The organism is Sphingopyxis sp. A083, from assembly GCF_001468495.1.
Taxonomy (GTDB): domain Bacteria; phylum Pseudomonadota; class Alphaproteobacteria; order Sphingomonadales; family Sphingomonadaceae; genus Sphingopyxis; species Sphingopyxis terrae.
Genome location: NZ_LNSK01000002.1, coordinates 604,488 through 624,535, shown reverse-complemented (window position 1 = coordinate 624,535; position 20,048 = coordinate 604,488). Strand labels below are relative to the sequence as shown.

Below are 20,048 nucleotides of genomic sequence, written 5' to 3'. Positions count from 1 at the left end.
CCAGATCTCCTTGCCGCGCCGCGACAAGCCGACTACGGCCCCGCCTCCGCGGGGGCGACGGGAAAGGGATTGCATGTTCGTTCCACTCACCAAGCCGGACTTCGGTACGACATGGGAGGATGCGCGCGTCTACCTCCGCCCGACCTGCTTCGTCGATCGTCCGCACGAACTCGACGACCATTGCCTGCGCCTCGCCGACGCGATGATCTGGTTCGCCGCCTGGCATGTCAGCCTGCGCGACAATGACATAATCCGCTCGGCGGTGGTGCCGGTGGCCGAACTCGACGACTGGATTGCCGCGATGCCCAGCCGGCTCGCCGAGGCAGCGCGCGCGCAGCGGGCCGCGACCCAACGACCGCGCGGCGCGCTCACGCTGGGCGCGCGCACGGTAAGGCTCGGCGAGCCGCAGATCATGGGCATCCTCAACGTCACGCCCGACAGCTTTTCCGACGGCGGCAAGACGGTCGACGAGGCAGCGGCGATCGAGGCCGGCTTCGCCATGGCCTCGGCAGGGGCGGCGATCGTCGATGTCGGGGGGGAATCGACCCGGCCTGGCGCGCCGCTGGTCTGGGAAGGCGATGAGGTCAAGCGCGTCGAAAATGTCGTCGCGGCGCTTGCGCGCGGGGGAACCGCGGTGTCGATCGACACGCGCAAGGCGGCGGTCATGGAGGCGGCGCTCGCCGCCGGGGCGACGATCGTCAACGATATTTCGGCGCTGCGCTACGACGACCGTGCGATGGAGGTCGTGGCGCGCGCCGGCTGCGCCATCGTGCTGATGCACGCGCCATCGGCAAAGAGCGATCCGCACGAAGGCGGCACCTACGCGCATGTCCTGTTCGATGTTTACGACATGCTCGCCGAGCGTGTCGCGGACTGCATCGCGGCGGGCATCGACCCCGCAAAGATCATCGTCGATCCGGGCATCGGCTTCGGCAAGGGGGTCGCCGACAATCTGGCGCTGATCAATGGCCTTGCGCTCTTCCACACCCTGGGCTGCCCGCTGCTCTTCGGGGCGAGCCGCAAGCGCCTGATCGGGGCACTGGACAACGAAGCCTCTGCAGACCAGCGCCTTGGCGGCACGGTCGCGCTTCATTATCAGGCTGCGACGCAGGGCGCACAACTGCTGCGGGTGCATGATGTGGCCGAAAACCGGCAGGCGCTGCGGGTGTGGCGCGGGCTGCGGGATGCGGCGCTGACCGCCTGAGTTCCTCCATCGGTCGCGGGAGAGGAAACCCTGCAGCACTGTCATGCGTCCCCTTCTTGAAGGCCCGCTCCGATTGCGGGCTCCGAAGGAGACTTCCATGCAACTTCCCCATGGCGCCCATGTCGCCGTTGCCGACGGCAACCGCTTCGTTCTGTTTCGCAACGATGGCGATGCCGACCTTATCAACCTTGTCGATGCGGCCAGCCCGGAGGTCGACGCCGGAAACCGCGGCGGCGCGAAGCCCGAACCCCGCGACCTTGACGAGCGGGGACACGCCGCGGGCGTCGCGGCGCTTCTCAACAAGCGCATCCTCGACAACGAAATCGAAAAACTGCTCGTGATAGCCGATCCGCACACGCTCGGCGTGATGCGCGGTCATTATCATCGCGAACTGGAAAAGCGGCTGGTCGGCGAACTCGCCAAGACGCTGACCAACGCCGACACGGCGCAGATCGAGCAGGCGATCGGCGCGGCTTAGGCCGCGGTGTCGATCCCCAGATCGCTGAGCTTGCGATACAGCGTCGAGCGCCCGATCCCGAGCCGGCGGGCGACTTCGCTCATGCGGCCGCGGTAATGGCCGATGGCGAGGCGGATGACATCGGCTTCGATATCCTCGAGCGGACGAAGATTGCCGTCGGGGAGGTAGAGGGTGATGCCGATCGCCTCGCCGTTGATCGCGACATTGGCGTCTCCGCTCACGCTGCCGCCGAGGGCGGCTTCGATCGCCTTGAAGTCGGCACTCGTCAGCACGTCGGTCTTACTTTCGACCGCCGCGCGGAAGAGCACGTCCTGCAACTGACGGACATTGCCCGGCCAGGCATAGGCGGCGAGCAGGCGTAGCGCATCGTCGGTGATGCCGATCGGGCCCATGCCGGGCAGGCCGCCGATGCGCGTGAGCAGATGGCGGGCGAGCGGCCCGACATCGCCGCGCCGTTCGGAAAGCGAGGGCAGGGTGAATTGCGCGGTTGAAAGCGCGTAGAACAGGTCTTCGCGGAAATGTCCCGCCTCGATCAGCTTGTCGAGCGGGCTTGCGCTCGTTGCGATGATGCGGACGTCGACGGTCTGGCGGATCGAGCCGCCGATCATCTGCACTTCGCCACTGTTCAGAAATTCGACGAGTTTTGCCTGTGTGTCGAGCGGGATACATTCGACATGGTCGATGATGATGCTGCCGCCGTCGGCCTGCACCAGCCGGCCGACCTGCCGGTCGAAGGCGCCGGGAAAGGCGCCGCGTTCGTGGCCGAACAGCCCCGATCCGATAAGCCCCGGCGATACCGCCGAACAATCGACCATCACCAGCGGGCCGCGCGCACGCGGACTGGCGCTGTGGATCGCGCGGGCAAAGACTTCCTTGCCGGTGCCCGGCTTGCCGTTGATCATTACCGGCACGCGGGCGCGCGCGGCCTTGGCGGCGATCGCCAGCGCGCTACGGAAATTGGGCGACGAACCGATGATTTCTTCGAAGGCGAGCGGCGCGCGCAGCTTTTCGGTGAGCGGGCGCAATTCGCCCTGCGGGCCGGTCTGCGAGACGATGCGGTCGAGCGCGCCGAGCAGCCGGTCGGGCGCGATGGGCTTTTGCACGAAATCGCTCGCGCCTGCGCGCATCGCGGCAACCGCGACTTCGACGCCGTTGCGCATGGTGATGACGATAAGCGGCAGCGCCGGGCGCCAGCGGCGCAGTTCGGCGATGAATTCGGGGATCGGCACACCCGGCGCGCCCTGATCGACGAGCACGGCGTCGAGCGCCATGCCTTCCTGGGTGCCGAGCTTCGCGAGCGCGGTGTCGGTGTCGGCGGCGACGACGCTGCGCCAGCCGCCCCGCGACACCAGCGCCGAAAGGAATCGCTGCTGCGCCGGTTCGCTGTCGACGATCATCACCATTCGCGTGTCGCGCGCGTTCGCCATCGCTTCCCAATTGCCCCTTTTGTCGGCACGCAGGGTGCCGGTGTCCGCGGTAGCCGCCATGTGTAACCGGGATGGGTAAAGGCCGGATTAAGGCCACCAGGCTTTTGCCCGCTATGCGCCGCGGCGCAAAACCCGCTATTGAGCATCAGGGGGCGCATGGCTAAGACCGGCGCGATATCCGATTCTGGCGGGCGCCCGGCGCAGCGCCGGCGGGCAGGAAACAAGCGGATACAAGGCAAAGGGGAATGGCCATGGCGGAACAGGATATGAAAACGGCGAACCAGACCTATGAAGGCTTTCTGGGCCTTTTGAAGGTCGGCACGATCGCAACCGTGATCGTCGCCGTGGTCGTCGTCCTTCTGATCTCTTCCTAAGCGGCGCCGGTCATGCGCATCGCCGTGCTGAAGGAACTCGCCGCGGGCGAGACCCGTGTCGCTGCGACCCCGGAAACGGTGAAGAAATTCATCGGCCTGGGCGCTGAAGTTGCCGTCGAAAGTGGCGCGGGGGTTACGGCTTCGATCGCCGACGCCGATTACACCGCTGCAGGGGCGAGCGTTAGCAGCCGCGCCGATGTGCTGAAGGGTGCGAACATCATCCTCGGCATTCAGGGCCCCGATCCCAAGAGCCTGTCGGGCTTTGCCGACGGGGCGTGGCTGGCGGCGGGGCTCAACCCGTTTGGCGAGCGGGCGCGGGTCGACGACTATGCCAAGCTTGGCATCGAGGCGCTGGCGATGGAATTCATGCCGCGTATCACGCGCGCGCAGTCGATGGATATCCTGTCCAGCCAAGCGAATCTCGCGGGTTACAAGGCGGTGCTGATGGCGGCAAACGCCTATGGCCGCGCCTTTCCGATGATGATGACCGCTGCTGGCACCGTCAGCGCGGCCAAGGCGTTCATCATGGGCGTCGGCGTCGCCGGGCTCCAGGCGATCGCGACCGCGCGGCGCCTGGGGGCACAGGTCAGCGCGACCGACGTGCGGTCGGCGACCAAGGAACAGATTCTCAGCCTCGGCGCGAAGCCGATCTTCGTCGAAAGCGTCGCGGGGATCGAGGGCGAAGGTGCGGGCGGCTATGCCACCGAAATGTCCGACGAATATCAGAAAGCCCAGGCTGAGCTGGTGTCGGGGCATATCGCCAAGCAGGATATCGTCATCACCACCGCGCTGATCCCGGGGCGCCCCGCGCCGCGGCTGATTTCGGACGCGCAGCTCGCGACGATGCGCACGGGCAGCGTGATCGTCGACATGGCGGCCGAAAGCGGCGGCAATGTCGAAGGCTCGGTGGCCGGCGAAACGAAGCAGATCCACGGCGTCACCGTGATCGGCGCAAAGAATATCGCGGCACTGATGCCCGCCGACACCAGCGCGCTGTTCAGCCGCAACCTGTTCAATTTCCTGTCGGCTTTCTGGGACAAGGAAGCGGGCAAGCCCGTGCTCGACGAGGAAATCGGCAATGCCGTGCGGCTGACGCAGGGCGGCAAGGTCGTGAACGAGCGGCTGTTGGGGTAGGCGTTCCGCTGGACGTGTGCGGCTGACTTTCTTCTGAAACTTTCGCGCGCCAATGGCGTTGCGAATCGGGGTGCCGCGCGATGTGGCACGGGGCCGTTCGGGCCGTTTCAGCAAGGAGATCAGAGGTGACGAAATCCGGCTTGTTCATGAGTGCCATGGTGGCGGCGTTGGCGCTCGGCGGCTGCAACAAGACGCCCGAGCCGCCCAAGGCCGAAACAGAAAGCGGCGCGATGAACGATGTCGTCACCGCGAGCGCCAATCCGCAGGTCGGCGGGGCGGCGATGGCGCCTGACAAGACGATCCTCGCCAATGCGGCTGCCTCGCCGATATTGAGCCAGCTGACCGCCGCGGTGAATCAGGCCGGGCTGGCCGATACGCTGTCGGGGCCGGGGCCTTTCACGCTGTTTGCGCCCAATGACGCCGCCTTTGCGCAGGTTCCGGCGGTCACGCGCGACGGCTGGGCGCGTCCCGCGCAGAAGGTGGTGCTGGCCGGCGTGCTCAAATATCATGTCGTGCCGGGCAGGCTGACCGCCGCCGATCTGGCGGCGAAGATCGATGCGGGCGGCGGCAAGGCGGTGCTCAAGACGCTCGATGGCCAGGATCTGACCGCGACCAAATCGGGCGATGCGATCATCCTGACGAGTGCGAGCGGCAACAAGGCTGCGGTGACGCAGGCGGACGTGGGACAGGCGAACGGTATCGTCCATGTCGTCGACGCGGTGCTGCTCCCCAAGATGTAAATTGTCCTGACACGTAATTATATTTCTCAAACCGCCCGCCATTTCCTGCCCGGAGATGCGCGGGCGTGACTTTTTGACAGCTTTGGAGTCGACAGGCCTGCGCTCCCACGGCAAGAGGTGCCGACGCGGAATCAGCAGGGGAGCGCGCCGTGGATTTCATTTCCATCTTTTCGATTTTCGTCCTGGCCTGTTTCGTCGGCTATTTCGTCGTCTGGTCGGTGACGCCGGCGCTGCACACGCCGCTGATGAGCGTGACCAACGCGATTTCGTCGGTCATCATCGTCGGCGCGCTGATCGCCAGCGCGGCGGCGGGCTCGGCAAGCTCGAAATGGCTCGGCCTTGCCGCGGTCGTGATGGCGAGCATCAATATTTTCGGCGGCTTTGCGGTCACCGAGCGCATGCTCGCAATGTACAAGAAAAAAGAGCGTTAACCGTCGGAAATCAATCGTCACCCCGGCGAACGCCGGGGTCTCCACGTCAAAGCCTGACGCAAGGATGAGATCCCGGCTTTCGCCGGGATGACGGCAGGGGGACAAGTCTTACCATGCACGAAGTAGCACCGATCAATCCCTGGGTGGCGCTGGCCTATCTCGCCTCGGGCATCCTGTTCATCCTCGCGCTGCGCGGCCTTTCGAGCCCGGCATCGTCACGGCGCGGCAACCGCTTCGGCATGATCGGCATGACGATCGCGGTGGTCACGACGCTGATCACCCACGCGCCGTGGAAAAGCGGCGACGCCGCGAACAGCTACGTCGGCATCGACCTCACGGCGATGGCGGAGATATTGGGCGCGATCGCGATCGGCGCCATCATCGGTATCGTCATGGCACGCCGGATCGCGATGACCGCGATGCCGCAGCTCGTCGCGGCGTTTCACAGCCTCGTCGGCCTTGCGGCGGTTGCGGTGGCGGCGGCGGCCTACCTCAATCCCGGCGCCTTTCATATCGCCGACGAGATGGGGCAGATTTTTGCGGTCAGCCGGATCGAAATGGGGCTCGGCATCGCCATCGGCGCGATCACCTTTTCGGGCTCGGTCATCGCCTTTCTGAAGCTCAACGGCAATATGTCGGGCGCCCCGATCATGCTGCCCGCGCGGCACGTCATCAACCTCGGCACGCTCGCCGCGATCATCGGCCTGGTCGCCTATTTCCTGACCGACCAGTCGCCGTGGGTTTTCTGGACGATCACCGCATTGAGCTTCCTGATCGGCTTCCTGCTGATCATCCCGATCGGCGGCGCCGACATGCCGGTCGTCGTGTCTATGCTCAACAGCTATTCGGGCTGGGCCGCGGCGGCGATGGGCTTCACGCTCGGCAACACCGCGATGATCATCACCGGCGCGCTCGTCGGTTCGTCGGGCGCGATCCTTTCCTACATCATGTGCCGCGCGATGAACCGCAGCTTCATCAGCGTCATCGCCGGCGGCTTCGGCGCCGACGATTCGGGCGGCGGTGCGGGCGGCTCGAAGGAACAGCGCCCGTGGAAGCCTGGCAGCGCCGAAGACGCGGCCTTCCTGATGAGCCAGGCGGAAAATGTCATCATCGTTCCCGGCTACGGCATGGCGGTGGCACAGGCGCAGCACGCGCTGCGCGAAATGTCGGACATGCTCAAGAAAGAGGGCGTGAACGTCAAATATGCGATCCATCCGGTCGCGGGCCGCATGCCCGGCCATATGAACGTGCTGCTCGCCGAAGCGAATGTTCCCTATGACGAAGTGTTCGAGCTTGAGGACATCAACGGCGAATTCGCGCAATGCGACGTCGCCTTTGTGATTGGCGCCAATGACGTGACCAACCCGGCCGCCAAGACCGACAAGTCGTCGCCGATCTATGGCATGCCGGTGCTCGACGTCGAAAAGGCAAAGACCGTGCTGTTCGTGAAGCGCTCGATGGGCGGCGTCGGCTATGCTGGCGTCGATAACGACGTCTTCTACATGGACCAGACGATGATGCTGCTCGGCGATGCCAAGAAGATGGCTGACGACATCGTCAAGGCGCTGAGCGGAAGCGGACACTAGGGTCCGAGTCGAACGCGGCAAGCCGGCGCGCGACGGTGCCGATCGTCGCGATACCATAACCGTCGGGATCGGGCGCGGCCGCGCGAAAGCGGCTCGCGACATCGTCGAGATCGGCGAGCAGGCGGCTCAGATAGATGTGCGCATCTTCCTCGCCGGGGCGCGGGTCGAGCGCGATGGTTTTCATCGCGCCGATTGCCTGCAACTCGTCCAGCCCGACGTTGCGCCCGGTGCGGCTGTCGGTCCAATAGCCGTCGCCAAGGTGCCGGGCCGCTTCGGCTTCCTGCTCGGCGAGCTGGGCCAGAAAATAGTGCCGGATCGCGTCCATTGTCCCGGTCTGCCGCGCGCGGCGAGCCGCGTCAAAGAAAAGCGGATGCGGTGCCGCGACGGGCCCGCCGCCTCCAGACTGAGGGGCATTGACCCGAATCGTCATCCCGGCGAAGGCCGGGATCTCAACCTCGCGTCGGAAATGGACGGCGAGACCCCGGCCTTCGCCGGGGTGACGATGAAGGGATAGACGTCATCCATGCGCAAAATCGGTTTGATCGGAGGAATGAGCTGGGCATCGACCGAGCTTTATTATCGGCACCTCAACAAGGGGCTGCAAAAGCGGGTCGGCACCGGCTGTTCGGCGCCGATCCTGATGGAAAGCCTGAATTATTGCGATCTGTCGCGGCTCTCGACACCTGAGCAATGGGATCACGCGAAGGAGGTGCTGATCGCATCGGCGCGGCGGCTCGAGGCGGCGGGGGCGACGGCGCTGATGATCGCGGCCAATTCGATGCACAAGGTGGCGGACGACGTCGCCGCGGCGATTTCGATCCCGCTGCTCCATATCGTCGACGAAACGGGCGAAAAGATGCGCGCCGACGGCGTGAAGGCGGCGGCAGTGATCGGCACCCGCAACGTCATGACCGAACCCTGGTTCCGCCAGCGGCTCGTGCGCCACGGCCTGACGCTCGCCCCCTATGACGCGAGCCGCGCCGAGGAGATCGACCGCATCATCTATGACGAGTTGATGCAGGGCAAGGTGACTGAGGATTCGCGCCGGACGATGCGCACCTTCATCACCGACATCGCCAAGCAGGATATTCAGGCGCTTGTTCTGGCCTGCACCGAACTGGTGATGCTTGTCGATCCCGACGCAAACGTGCTGCCGGTGTATGATACGGCGCGCATCCATGTCGCCGCAGGTATCGACTGGATATTGGGCGACGCGCCCTGATCGCGGGGGGCGCGCGCGGTTACGCGGCGACGCCGTCCGCCACTTTCATCCACTCGGCCAGCGCCGCGCCCGCGCGCTGCGTGTAGGCGAGCTTGCGGTCCTTCTTGCGGACATCCTCCGCAACCGGCGGGAACAGCCCGAAATTGACGTTCATCGGCTGATAGGATGCAGCGTCGGCGCCGCCGGTGATGTGGCCGAGCAGCGCGCCGAGCGCCGTTTCGGGCGGCGGCGGCGGTAGCGAACGACCGCTGAGCTCGGCGATCGCGAAACGCGCGGCGACAAGGCCGATCGCGGCGCTTTCGACATAGCCTTCGCAGCCGGTGATCTGACCCGCAAAGCGGATATGCGGCGCCGATTTCAGGCGAAGCTGGCCGTCGAGCAGTTCGGGCGACCGGATGAAGCTGTTGCGGTGAAGACCGCCTAGCCGCGCGAACTCGGCCTTTTCGAGCCCCGGAATGGTGCGGAACAGCTCGACCTGCGCGCCATGCTTCAGCTTGGTCTGGAAGCCGACCATGTTCCACAAGGTGCCGAGCGCATTGTCCTGGCGGAGCTGGACGACGGCATAGGGCCAGCGCCCGGTGCGCGGATTGTCCAGCCCGACGCCCTTCATCGGCCCGAAGCGCAGCGTTTCGACGCCGCGTTCGGCCATCACCTCAATGGGCATACAGCCCTCGAAATAGGGCGTGTCCTTTTCCCAGTCCTTGAATTCGGTCTTGTCGCCGTCGATCAGCCCCTGGACGAAGGCGTAATATTGATCCTTGTCCATCGGGCAGTTGATATAATCCTTGCCGTCGCCGATCGGCCCGACCTTGTCCCAGCGGCTCGCCATCCAGGCGATGTCCATGTCGATACTGTCGCGGTAAACGATGGGCGCGATCGCGTCGAAAAAGGCAAGCGCGTCCTTGCCCGTTGCGACGCCGATGCTCTCCGCGAGGCTGGCGGCGGTGAGCGGTCCCGTCGCGACGATCGTCATGCCCTCGGTCGGCAGCGTGTCGACGCGTTCGCGCACGATCGTGACATTGGGATGCTCGGCAAGCGCTTTGGTGACGCCGCCCGAAAAGAGATCGCGGTCGACCGCGAGCGCCGACCCGGCGGGAACTTTTGTGGCATCGGCTTCGCGCATGATGATCGAGCCGAGGCTGCGCATCTCGCGGTGGAGCAGACCGACGGCGTTGCTGTCGCCGTCATCGCTGCGAAAGCTGTTCGAACACACCATTTCGGCGAGCGTGTCGCCCTGATGCGCCGGGGTCATGTCGCCGCCCCCGCGCATTTCGGAGAGGCGCACGCGGTAGCCCGCCTCGGCAAGCTGCCATGCCGCCTCCGATCCTGCGAGGCCGCCGCCGATGATATGAATGTCGTGAGCCACTATACGCTATCCGTTGACTTGTACCCGATCCGCCGCGCAGTAGGCGCCTTGTGAGCAAGATGCAAAGGGGTGGGCGATGAGCGATGAACGGGGTTGGGATCGCGCGCGGTGGCTTTGGTGGCTCGCGCTGGTCGGCGGTGTCAGCTTTTTCGTCGCGGTTCATCAGCATTGGCACGGCCCCGCGATCTGGGCGTGGAAGACGAGCGGGGTTGCGCTGCTCGCCTTGTGGGCCGCCGCGAATGCGCGCGGCACCGATGGCCGCCTGATCGCGCTGACGCTCGGTTTCGGGGCGCTCGGCGACTATCTGCTCGACGCCAGGGGGCTGATCGTCGGCGCGCTGGCTTTTGCGGCTGGGCATGTCACCGCGATCATCCTTTACTGGCGTAACCGGCGCCCGGCACTGTCGGCCCCGCAGCGCTGGCTCGGCTGGCTGACCGTTCCGGCGGCGCTCGTCATCGCGTGGGGGCTGACGCGCGGTGCGCCCGACGGCGCGGCGGCGGTCGGCTATACCGCGCTCGTCGCCGCGATGGCAGCTTCGGCGTGGACGAGCCGTTTTCCGCGCTATCGCACCGGGATCGGCGCGATGCTGTTCCTGGCGAGCGACCTGTTCATCTTTGCCGGCGAAGGCGGCGCGCTTTCGAAAGACGTCACCCTGTGGCTCGTCTGGCCGCTCTATTTCGCGGGGCAAGCGCTGATCGCCTGGGGCGTTGTATCGACACTGAGCCGCGAGAGGGGTCGAGCCTAGCGCCGGGCGTCCGCTAATCGTCGTTGCCTTCGATACACGACGCCATCCAGGCTGCATCCTCCGGCGCGGGGCCGTTTCCGGCGAGCGAGCGAACCTTCGGCACGCCCGTATCCCGTCGCGTGGTCGCGCAGTTGAAGCTCTGGTCGAGGTCGCTCTCGTACAGGCGGTTGCCGCAGGCATGAAGCATATGGTCGGTCGTTTCCCATCCGACTCTGGCGGCATCGTCAGGCGCTTGTCCTGTGCAATAGCTGGACGTTTCGGAGCCGGGATCGCCGCAAATGCGTTCGACACGCGCGCTGTTGCCGTCGGCCTTCGCGATAAAACGCTGCACATAATAGGCATTGGTGGCGAAATATTGCTGAACGCCGCACACGCGCGCGCCACTTTGCCGCATCAGCTTGTATGAACAGATTTGCGTGCCGCGATAGGTTTCGCAGGACATCCACGCCCCATCGAACGGCGCGCGCGGGCGCTCCGGCGCGGCGCCTCCGGTGAGCAAGGCGGCAAAGGGAAGCAGGGCAAGGGCGAGGAGACGCATGGGAGAGCTTTCCGGAGATGGTGCGAAATAGGTGGCGCTTTGTGCGGCCGTCAGCCGTCCCACGCGGCGATCGTCGTGCGGTGGAGCAGGCGGTCATAGCCGTCATAGCCGCCGGTCGCGCGGTGGAGGACCGAGCGATTGTCCCACATCAGCAGCGTTCCCGCGTCCCATTTGTGGCTGTAACGAAATTCCTCGCGCCCCTGCCAGTGCAACAACTCGACGATCAGCGGCAGCGCTTCGGCATCGTCCATATCCTCGATCCCGACGATATAGCCCGCGCAGCCGAACAGGCCCTCGCGGCCCGTTTCGGGGTGCCGGCGGATGATCGGGTGCGCCTGCGTCGCCATCGCCGCTTCGCCGGGGCGGATGTCCATGCTGCGGCCCTTGTCGTTGGCGCCATACATGCCCGAGGGGGCATAGCCGCCGCGCGCGCTGTGGATCGCGCGGCGCCCCTCGATCCGGGCGCGCAGCGCGTCCGGCATCGCATCGAGCGCCGCATGCTGGTTCGCAAATTCGGTGTTGCCGCCAACGGGCGGGATGGTGATGCCGTAAAGACAGGTTCCGGCCGGTGGCCGCGCCTGAAAGCTCCAGTCGCTGTGCCAGTTTTCGGCAAATAGCGGCGCGGTTTCGTCGGCGCGGCGCTTGACCGCGATGACGTGGCGGCGGCCTGCAATCGGTGCGATGAAGGGATCGTCGCCGAAGCCGCCGAAATATTGCGTGAACCGCTCAAGATCGTCGTCAAGCAGCGACTGGCCGGGAAAGGCGAGGACATGATGGTCGAGCCACGCCGCGCGGATGTCGGCCACGTCGCCGGCCGAAAGCGGCTGCGTCAGGTCGACGCCGGTGATCGCGGCGCCGCACGCCTGACCGCTGGGGGTGATCGTGATAGCCATGGCGCGATGCTGCGCCGTTCGCCCGCCGCCGTCAATCGGTGTGCGAAACCGGTGCGCCATCGATCAACGCCACCGCGCGGATCCAGCCGGCGCTCGCGCGCTCGATCTTCACCGGGAAGCAGGACAGCGTCCAGCCGGTCGGGGGCAGCGCAGCGAGCCCCGTCAGCTTCTCGATCTGGTAATAAGGTCTGATCCGTCCCGCCTTATGGCCTTCCCAGATGATCGACGGATCGCGCGTTTCGGCCCAGCGTTTCGCGGTGTGGCTGAACGGTGCGTCCCAACTCCACGCGTCGGTGCCGACGACCTTCACGCCGCGTTCCGTCAGATAAAGCGTCGCCTCGGCCCCCATGCCGCAGCCCTGATCGGTGAAATTGTCGGTGCCGTAGATCGCGCCCGACTGGACGAGCACGATGTCGAACGGCTGGAGGTCGTGGCCGATCCGCGCCAGTCCGGCCTCCACCTCGGCCGCGCTGACGACATGGCCGGCGGGACGATCCGAAAAGTCGAGTTTGACGCCGGGCCGGAAAAAGAGGTCGAGCGGCGCTTCGTCGATGCTGGGCGCAGGCGTTGCGCCCGCATCCGTGGTCGAATGGAAATGCCAGGGCGCGTCCATATGCGTGCCGTTGTGCGTGCTCAACGTCAGGCTTTCGACCGCCCAGCCTTCGCCGTCGGGAAGGTCATCCTTGGCGAGTCCCGGAAAGAACATCGCAATCTGTTCCCACGTCGTCTCGTGGGTCATGTAGCTGATTTGCGGGCGCATCACCGGCGGGTCGGAGACGACGTCGTTGGTGATCGGGATCGAAAGGTCGATGAACTGCATGGCCCGCAATCTGCCACCGATATGCGGCGGCGCCAAGCGAAGGCTTGCGCGCGGTTCGGCGCCCGCTAGAAACGGTGGCAAGCCCGAACCGGGGCAGGGGAGAGTATATGACCGACGCAGCCGCCGTCGCCGATCATGGCGCGGTCTATGAACCGACCGCGAAGGATATTCGCATGGTCATCGCCGCCTCGTCGGCGGGCACCATCTTCGAATGGTATGATTTCTTCATCTACGGCACGCTAGCCGCGATTATCGGCAAAGCCTTTTTCCCGAGCGACAACGCGACGCTGGAAGTGCTGCTGGTGTGGGCCGGCTTTGCCGTCGGCTTCGGTTTCCGGCCGCTCGGCGCGGTGCTGTTCGGCTTTCTCGGCGACCGGCTGGGGCGCAAATATACCTTCCTCGTCACCGTCACCCTGATGGGGATCGCCACCGCCGGGGTCGGCATGATCCCCTCGGCCGCGACGATCGGCATTGCGGCGCCGATCATCGTCATCCTGCTGCGCATATTGCAGGGACTGGCGCTCGGCGGCGAATATGGCGGCGCCGCGGTCTATGTTGCCGAACATTCGCCGCCCGAACGGCGCGGTTTCTATACCAGCTTCATCCAGGCGAGCGTCGTCGGCGGCTTTGTCCTCAGCCTGATCGTCGTGCTGTCGTGCAAGGCGGCGATGCCCGCCGATGTCTGGGAAAGCTGGGGCTGGCGCGTGCCATTCCTGCTGTCGCTGCTGCTGCTCGCGATTTCGCTGTGGATGCGGCTTAAACTCTCCGAAAGCCCGGTGTTTCAGGCGATGAAGGAAGAGGGGGAGATCGCCAAGAATCCGCTGAAGGAAAGCTTCACCTACCCCGGCAACCCCAAGCGCATCTTCGTTGCGCTGTTCGGGATTGCGGCGGGGTTGACGGTCATCTGGTACACCGCGATGTTCTCGGGCCTCGCTTTCCTGAAAGGCCCGATGAAGGTCGACGATACCGCGGCCGAGGTCATCGTGGGCCTCGCCGCCGCGCTCGGCATGGGATTTTTCATCTGGGCGGGCAAATTGTCGGACCGGATCGGGCGCAAGAAGCCGATCGTCTGGGGCTATGCGGTGACGCTCGTTGTCCTCTTTCCGCTCTTCTGGATGATGGGCGCAGTTGCCAATCCTGCGCTCAAGGAGGCGGCGGCAAAGGCGCCGGTCGTCGTGACCGGCAGCCAATGTTCCTACAATCCCTTCGAACAGAAGCAGCAGACGACGGCTTGCGGCCGCACGATTGCCGAACTCACCAAGCTGGGCGTGCCCTATAAGGTGCAGCCGTCGGGAAGCGGCTTGGACAGCGTGAAAATCCATATCGGCGGCCGCGAGGTCGCCAGCGAAGATCCGGCGCTGCTGCGGCCAGCGCTCGAGGCGATGGGCTATGGCTTCGACAAGCAGGTACCGGGGGTGGGCAGCCTCGCGGTGATCCTGCTCGCGCTGCTCGGCCTCAGCGCGCTGTCGGGCTTTACCTATGGCCCCGTCGCCGCCTTGCTCGCCGAGATGTTTCCGCCGCACGTACGCTATTCCTCGCTGTCGATCCCCTATCATATCGGCACCGGCTATTTCGGGGGCTTCCTCCCGTTCATCGCCAGCCTGATCGCCGCGGTGACGGGCAATGCCTATGCGGGCCTGTGGTACACATGGGGCGTCGTGCTCGTCGCGTTCCTGGTCGCCGCCTTCATGCTCAAGGAGCCCGTGCCCGGCGAATGGGACAAGCGCGCCGCCGACGCCTGAACGGCCATTGGCGGCGGGTTCGTTCCCGGCTAGGGCGACGCAATGATCGACATTGCTTCGCCGCTCCGGCTCCGTCTCGATTCCGCCGCGCTCGTCCATAACTGGCGCTGGCTGGCCGAACGCAGCGGCCCCGCGGCGTGCGGCGCGGCGGTGAAGGCCGACGGCTATGGCCTCGGCGCAGGCGCCGTCGTGCGCCATCTCGCGGCGGCGGGATGCCGGCACTTCTTCGTCGCGACCTGGACCGAAGCGGCCGCGCTGACGCCCTTGCCTTCGGGCGTGTCGCTCTCGGTGCTGCACGGTGCGGGCGCGACCGACATGGTGGCTGCGTGCACGCTGCCCGCACGTCCGGTGCTCGCGAGCGTCGAACAGGTGGCGCGCTGGCGTGCGGCGGGCGAAGGTCGTCCGTGCGACGTGATGGTCGACACCGGCATGAACCGGCTCGGCCTGCGCGTCGAAGAGGCGCTGAACGGCGCCCTCGACGGGCTCGGCATCGTCAATCTGCTCAGCCATCTGGCTTCGGCGGACGAGGACAGCGCGCAAAATGCGGCACAGCTTGCGGCCTTCCGCGCGGTGCGCAGCCAGATTCCGGCGCAGCGTTACAGCCTCGCGAACAGTGCCGGCATTTGCCTGGGCCGTGACTATGCCTTCGACCTGACGCGGCCCGGGCTTGCGCTCTATGGCGGCTTGCCGCGCGGCGAGGCGACGGGACATATCCGGCAGGTCGCCTATCCCGAAGCGCGCGTGCTGCAGGTGCGGACTGTCCCGGCGGGCGAAACGGTGGGCTATGGCGCCACCTGGACCGCCCCGCGGTCCACGCGGGTGGCGGTGGCGAACCTCGGCTATGCCGATGGCTATCTGCGCTGTCACGCCGGAACCGGCGGTGCGACATGGGAGGGCCGCGCCCTGCCGCTGATCGGCCGCGTCTCGATGGATCTCACCGCCTTCGACGCAAGCGCCGCCGAAGGCATAGGCGAGGGTGACTGGCTGGCGCTGGACTATGACCTGCCGACCACCGCCGCTGCGAGCGGATTGACGCAATATGAATTGCTGACGGGGTTGGGCGCGCGGTTTGCGCGGGAATGGGCATATTCGGCTTGAGTCACACTTGGCTCTAAGCCGCTCGCTCCCCGCGCGATATTTTTCCTGACGAGGCGAGCCGTACAGGCTTGGCCTCTCTGCGATCGACTCCCCGAACCAGCTTGCAACCCAACAAAAAAGGGCCCCGGTTTCCCGGGGCCCTTTCTCTTGTTCGGATGACGAGATCAGAACTGGAACGACGCGTTCGCGAAGAACGTGCGGCCCCGATAGTCGTAGCCCGAATACAGCGGCGCGTTGCCGATGGTCGTATAACCGACAGCGCTGATCTGCGGAGGCTTTTTGTCGAACAGGTTCTGCACGCCCATCGTGAACTGATACTTCTCAGCGATGTTGAACTGAACCGACGCCGAGTGCAGGAAGTAGTTCGACGCTTCAAGATAGTAGTTGTCGCGATAGAGCTGCACCAGATCCGGATCGGAGATGCCGGTGGTTTCGTCATACGCGAAATACTTGTACGTCTTGTCGTGGTCGCCGTCGATCCAGTCGACCCCGTAACGGAAGGTGATGTTGTTGATGCGATAGGTCGCATCAAAGCTGCCAACCCAGTCCGGGTTCACGACGGTACCGTTACTGTCGGTCAGGAACTCTTCAGGGAAGAGGCGGCTCGACTGCTCGGTATACTTCGTGATGTTAGCGTTCAACGTGAAGCGGCCGCCGAAGAGGTCGCGGGCATAACGGCCGTTGAACTCAAAGCCCTTCACGATGTCTTCCGACAGGTTCACGTAGCTGCTGGTCACCTGAAGAGCGTTGTTCGCATCGCGGTTGACGAAGCGGCAGAAGCCCGAGGTGCCGTCGAAGTTCGGATCCGAGTAGCAACGGTTGAGGATCGTCGAAGCCGAAAGATCAGCAACGCCGTTCGACACCTTCACGTCGAAGTAATCGAGCGACAGCGAAAGCTGGCCGACCGATTCCGGCAGGACCGGGCGGAGGACGACGCCAACCGACCAGTTCTTCGAGGTTTCCGCCTTCAGGCCGGCATCGGCACCGCCAACGCGGAACGTGGTGATGCCGCTGGTCTGCGTGAAGCTCGGCCCAAGGCCGATCGACAAACAGTTCGCCGCGATGATCTGGCCCGTCGGCGACGTGCCCGGATCGTCACAGGGATCGAGGGTGCTGCTCAGGAAGCCGCTGGTCGCGCCCAGGAACTGTTCCGCAAGCGCCGGAGCACGGTAGGACGTGCCATAGCTGCCGCGGAAGCCGACGCCACGGATTGGCTCCCACTCGGCCGCGATCTTGTAGGTCGTGTCCGAACCGTAAGACGCATAGTCGGTGTAACGCAGCGAACCCGTCAGGTTCAGGCGATAGAAGCCGGGGACGTCTGACAGGATCGGCAGGAACAATTCGCCATAGATTTCCTTGACGTTGTCCTTGCCGACGGTCGGGGTGGCCGCCGTCAGACCCAGCAGGTTGCCGTTGACTGAATTGGCATCGGGCTGGTCGTTGATGCTCTGGCGGCGATATTCGACGCCAAGCGCAAGCTGGGCATCGCCGCCGGGCAGCGCAGCGACCGGACCGTCGATGTTGAACGAGAAGGTCGTTTCGCGGAACTGGGTCTTGCCGATCGTGTTGACGAGGATCCAGTCCTTGAAATCCTGCGGCAGCTTACCGCCGATGACATCAGCCGAAAGTGCCGGCGCTGCGACGCAGTTCGGATTGATCGCCGCGCTGGCGCAGCTGAACGTTCCGTCACCATTGGCCACGACGTCGAGCGAAGCCGCCAGGCGATCGGTCAGGAACGACTGGATTTCGTAGGTGCCATCGTTCCACGACTTGCCAGCATAAGCGTCATAACGCCATCCGGGCAGGAAGAAGTCGCCGCGGATGCCGCCCGAAGCGCGAACATAATCGACCTGCTGCGACGAATCGGTCAGACCGAAGCCGATGAAGGCGCGGGCCGCAACGATCTTGCCGCCCGACGTCGAGTTGGGGTTCAGGAACGCACCGTTACGCAGATCGACCGGAAGCAGCGGGCTGCCGCGCACATAATCCAGCGAAAGCTGGCGATAGAGCGGCGATGCCGATTTACGGCGCGTCGCGAGCAGTTCGCCATAGACTTCGGCGTTGCCGAGGAAGCCTAGCTCATACTTCCCCGACAGATAACCCGTAAGGATTTCCGCCTGGGTGATCAGGGGTTCGCGCTGCGATTCCGGATCGAACGTATCGCGGTCGTAATAGCCGACGCCCAGATAACCCGGGAACGGGCCGGTGGTCTGGCCGGGGGCCGGAACGAAGCGGTTAAAGTTGCCGACAGTGCCGCTCGTACGGCCGATACCCTGCCGCGTCGGGATGCCGAGCGTGTTGATCGTCACGCCGCCGTTGTCGAGCGTGAAGCAGGGGCTGCCGTCGAAGCCGACGCCGTCGCCCGAACCGAAAGCCGTGCCTTCGCCGGTCAGATAGCCGCCGACCGGACACTTCAGCCACGAAACGTCGCGCAGCGAAAGCTGGTCGCGCTTGCGATACTCGATCGACCCGATGATGCTCAGGCGATCGGCCTGCAGGCCGAACGAAGCAGCGATACGGCGATCGACGCCTGCGCCGACTTCGGGAACGTTGACCTGCGCGTCGATGTTCAGGCCGCGAAGTTTGTCGTCGGTGATGATGTTGACGACGCCAGCGACGGCGTCCGAGCCGTAGATCGACGATGCGCCGGCCTTCAGGACTTCGATGCGGTCGACGATCGCGGTCGGCAGGACGTTAAGGTCGGCTGCGAGAACCGAACCGCGGGTACCGCCCGGTGCCAGACGACGACCGTTGAGCAGGATCAGGGTGCGGCTCGGGCCGAGGCCGCGAAGGCCCAGCGTGTTGGCGCCCGTGCCGCCATCGGTGACGAAGCCGCCATAGAAGTTGTTGATCTGGCCTGCGCCCTGCGTGACCGAAGCGCTCTGCAGCGCGTCCGTGGCGCTGTTGAAGCCGGCCTGCGTGATTTCTTCAGACGTGACAACCGTGATCGGTTCCGCAGCGGTGAACTCGTCGCGGCGGATGCGCGAGCCGGTCACGACAATGGCCGATGCCTGACTCGCCGATTCGTCCGAATCGCAAACACCGTCGTTGTTCGCATCGGCGCAATCAGCGGCCGAAGCGGGCGTTTCTTGGGCCAGCACAGGCTGACCAACAGCTATGGCTACTGCAAAGGCAGCAGCACCCATAAGCAGGTGCGACTTATTCATAGGTAACTCCCCGGTTGCCCGTCCAAGAATGTGGAAATGAACGGATTGCGTCCTAAAAAGACGGAAAGCCGGGCGCGCACAAGCCCCTCAAGGCAATTTTCTTACAGGTTGAAGACGATCGGCTGATTCTGTGTCTTTGGCGCAACAGTGGCGCCATGGCGGCCCTTCATCGTGATACTAATTTGCTTATCTTCTTGCGAAATTTCTGTCTGCGTAGGCCTGTCATAAGGGAGAATGATGACGAAATGTAGGTTTCTCGTGAAACTATATTGCGTAACCGCATTTGCGGGTAGCGCGGTCGCCCTTGCGCTACTGCAGCGGGGCGTGCCGAAATCTGCCGTTGAGAAATGAAGCAGTCCACGCCGCTGTGGCGGAATCCGTTGCGGCGCCTAGCCGAATCATCACCGCTGACTGCACTTATGTCGCGGCACTTATGTTGCGGCGCGTCATGGATTGATGCTAATGCCGGACTTTGTCACATCGGCGCCGCGGCAAGCGATCGCGCGCCGCGCCGGAAGAGGAGCCGCCGCAGCATGGCCAAGTCCAAGACGACCGCCGAGGGCGACGTCGTTACGATCAAGAAATATGCGAACCGGCGGCTCTATGACACCGAACGCAGCTGTTACATCACGCTCGACGATCTGGGCGCCATGGTGCGCGAGGGGCGCGAATTTCGGGTGGTCGATGCCAAAAGCGGTGACGATATCACGCACAATGTGCTCACCCAGATCATCATGGACACCGAAACGCGCGGCGAAACGCTGCTGCCGGTCAATTTCCTGCGCCACCTGATCGGCATGTACGGCGACAAGATGCAGTCGATGGTGCCGCAATATCTGGAAGCGTCGATGACCGCGTTCCGCAAGAATCAGCAGGATGTGCGTGCCGCGTTCGAGGGCGCGCTGGGATCGAACCCGCTCGCCGAGCTGACGCGCCGCAACATGGAAATGTTCCAGCAGGCGGCGGGCGCCTTCATCCCGGGTGTCGGCGGCGGCAAGGCCAGGGATGCCGAAATTGCCGCGCTCAAGGCCGAAATCGCCGACCTCAAGGCCGAGCTCGCCAAAAAGAAGTGACACATCGGGG

General features: G+C 64.9%; 19 protein-coding genes. 12 read left to right on the top strand and 7 right to left on the bottom strand.

Annotated elements, in window-relative coordinates; all coding sequences use genetic code 11:
* The first annotated feature begins 73 nt into the window (after nt 1-73).
* A complete protein-coding gene (gene folP / locus ATE59_RS07120) occupies nt 74-1,204 on the top strand; it encodes a dihydropteroate synthase (RefSeq protein ID WP_058811750.1) in 1,131 nt (376 codons plus the stop codon).
* A 97-nt stretch (nt 1,205-1,301) separates the two neighbouring features.
* On the top strand, nt 1,302-1,682 hold the full coding sequence (locus ATE59_RS07115) for a baeRF12 domain-containing protein (protein WP_058811748.1): 381 nt from the start codon (nt 1,302-1,304) through the stop codon (nt 1,680-1,682).
* On the opposite strand, the gene ATE59_RS07110 is transcribed toward ATE59_RS07115, so the two are convergent.
* Nucleotides 1,679-3,109, bottom strand: coding sequence for a sigma-54-dependent transcriptional regulator (locus tag ATE59_RS07110; protein WP_058811908.1), 1,431 nt, complete (start codon nt 3,107-3,109; stop codon nt 1,679-1,681). The genes ATE59_RS07115 and ATE59_RS07110 overlap by 4 nt on opposite strands.
* 251 nt (nt 3,110-3,360) lie before the next feature.
* Between ATE59_RS07110 and ATE59_RS07105 the strand changes: the two genes are divergently transcribed.
* The 5 genes from ATE59_RS07105 (at nt 3,361) to ATE59_RS07085 (ending at nt 7,374) form a co-directional block, all read left to right on the top strand.
* Nucleotides 3,361-3,483 (top strand): aa3-type cytochrome c oxidase subunit IV, encoded by a 123-nt coding sequence (locus ATE59_RS07105; protein WP_003051210.1) that lies wholly within the window; start codon nt 3,361-3,363, stop codon nt 3,481-3,483.
* A gap of 12 nt (nt 3,484-3,495) precedes the next feature.
* Nucleotides 3,496-4,617 (top strand): NAD(P) transhydrogenase subunit alpha, encoded by a 1,122-nt coding sequence (locus ATE59_RS07100; protein ID WP_058811746.1) that lies wholly within the window; start codon nt 3,496-3,498, stop codon nt 4,615-4,617.
* Nucleotides 4,618-4,742: 125 nt separating this feature from the next.
* Nucleotides 4,743-5,357, top strand: a complete 615-nt coding sequence (locus tag ATE59_RS07095; RefSeq protein ID WP_058811744.1) for a fasciclin domain-containing protein — start codon at nt 4,743-4,745, stop codon at nt 5,355-5,357.
* A gap of 149 nt (nt 5,358-5,506) precedes the next feature.
* Nucleotides 5,507-5,788, top strand: a complete 282-nt coding sequence (locus ATE59_RS07090) for a proton-translocating transhydrogenase family protein (RefSeq protein WP_058811742.1) — start codon at nt 5,507-5,509, stop codon at nt 5,786-5,788.
* Nucleotides 5,789-5,901: 113 nt separating this feature from the next.
* Entirely contained in the window at nt 5,902-7,374 is a 1,473-nt protein-coding gene (locus ATE59_RS07085; RefSeq protein ID WP_058811740.1) for an NAD(P)(+) transhydrogenase (Re/Si-specific) subunit beta, read from the top strand.
* Here the strand turns inward: ATE59_RS07085 and ATE59_RS07080 are convergent.
* On the bottom strand, nt 7,346-7,699 hold the full coding sequence (locus tag ATE59_RS07080) for a hypothetical protein (protein ID WP_058811738.1): 354 nt from the start codon (nt 7,697-7,699) through the stop codon (nt 7,346-7,348). The two genes, ATE59_RS07085 and ATE59_RS07080, sit on opposite strands and share 29 nt — an antisense overlap.
* Before the next feature lie 198 nt (nt 7,700-7,897).
* On the opposite strand from ATE59_RS07080, the gene ATE59_RS07075 reads away from it, so the two are divergent.
* Nucleotides 7,898-8,596 carry an aspartate/glutamate racemase family protein gene (locus tag ATE59_RS07075; RefSeq protein ID WP_003051228.1) on the top strand — a complete coding sequence of 233 codons (699 nt, stop codon included), beginning with the start codon at nt 7,898-7,900 and terminating at the stop codon, nt 8,594-8,596.
* A gap of 19 nt (nt 8,597-8,615) precedes the next feature.
* Here ATE59_RS07075 and trmFO read toward each other — a convergent pair whose 3' ends face one another.
* The gene (gene trmFO / locus ATE59_RS07070) at nt 8,616-9,965 is read right to left on the bottom strand and encodes a methylenetetrahydrofolate--tRNA-(uracil(54)-C(5))-methyltransferase (FADH(2)-oxidizing) TrmFO (protein ID WP_156001414.1); all 1,350 of its coding nucleotides are present in this window, start codon (nt 9,963-9,965) and stop codon (nt 8,616-8,618) included.
* A 73-nt stretch (nt 9,966-10,038) separates the two neighbouring features.
* On the opposite strand from trmFO, the gene ATE59_RS07065 reads away from it, so the two are divergent.
* Nucleotides 10,039-10,707 carry a lysoplasmalogenase family protein gene (locus ATE59_RS07065; protein ID WP_058811737.1) on the top strand — a complete coding sequence of 223 codons (669 nt, stop codon included), beginning with the start codon at nt 10,039-10,041 and terminating at the stop codon, nt 10,705-10,707.
* A gap of 13 nt (nt 10,708-10,720) precedes the next feature.
* Here ATE59_RS07065 and ATE59_RS07060 read toward each other — a convergent pair whose 3' ends face one another.
* From ATE59_RS07060 to ATE59_RS07050, 3 genes are read right to left on the bottom strand one after another with little or no spacing between them, the layout of a single operon-like run.
* Nucleotides 10,721-11,245, bottom strand: a complete 525-nt coding sequence (locus ATE59_RS07060) for a hypothetical protein (RefSeq protein WP_058811735.1) — start codon at nt 11,243-11,245, stop codon at nt 10,721-10,723.
* A 50-nt stretch (nt 11,246-11,295) separates the two neighbouring features.
* Nucleotides 11,296-12,138: a TauD/TfdA dioxygenase family protein gene (locus ATE59_RS07055; protein WP_058811732.1), complete on the bottom strand. Its 843-nt coding sequence runs from the start codon at nt 12,136-12,138 to the stop codon at nt 11,296-11,298.
* 31 nt (nt 12,139-12,169) lie between these two features.
* Nucleotides 12,170-12,958 carry a cyclase family protein gene (locus ATE59_RS07050; RefSeq protein WP_058811730.1) on the bottom strand — a complete coding sequence of 263 codons (789 nt, stop codon included), beginning with the start codon at nt 12,956-12,958 and terminating at the stop codon, nt 12,170-12,172.
* A gap of 107 nt (nt 12,959-13,065) precedes the next feature.
* On the opposite strand from ATE59_RS07050, the gene ATE59_RS07045 reads away from it, so the two are divergent.
* The gene (locus tag ATE59_RS07045) at nt 13,066-14,700 is read left to right on the top strand and encodes an MFS transporter (protein ID WP_003051244.1); all 1,635 of its coding nucleotides are present in this window, start codon (nt 13,066-13,068) and stop codon (nt 14,698-14,700) included.
* Nucleotides 14,701-14,742: 42 nt separating this feature from the next.
* Nucleotides 14,743-15,798 carry an alanine racemase gene (gene alr / locus ATE59_RS07040; RefSeq protein WP_058811729.1) on the top strand — a complete coding sequence of 352 codons (1,056 nt, stop codon included), beginning with the start codon at nt 14,743-14,745 and terminating at the stop codon, nt 15,796-15,798.
* Nucleotides 15,799-15,962: 164 nt separating this feature from the next.
* Here the strand turns inward: alr and ATE59_RS07035 are convergent, their stop codons facing one another.
* Nucleotides 15,963-18,965: a TonB-dependent receptor domain-containing protein gene (locus ATE59_RS07035; protein WP_231737201.1), complete on the bottom strand. Its 3,003-nt coding sequence runs from the start codon at nt 18,963-18,965 to the stop codon at nt 15,963-15,965.
* A gap of 533 nt (nt 18,966-19,498) precedes the next feature.
* Here ATE59_RS07035 and phaR point away from each other — a divergent pair.
* Nucleotides 19,499-20,038 (top strand): polyhydroxyalkanoate synthesis repressor PhaR, encoded by a 540-nt coding sequence (gene phaR, locus ATE59_RS07030; protein ID WP_003051252.1) that lies wholly within the window; start codon nt 19,499-19,501, stop codon nt 20,036-20,038.
* Nucleotides 20,039-20,048: the final 10 nt, after the last annotated feature.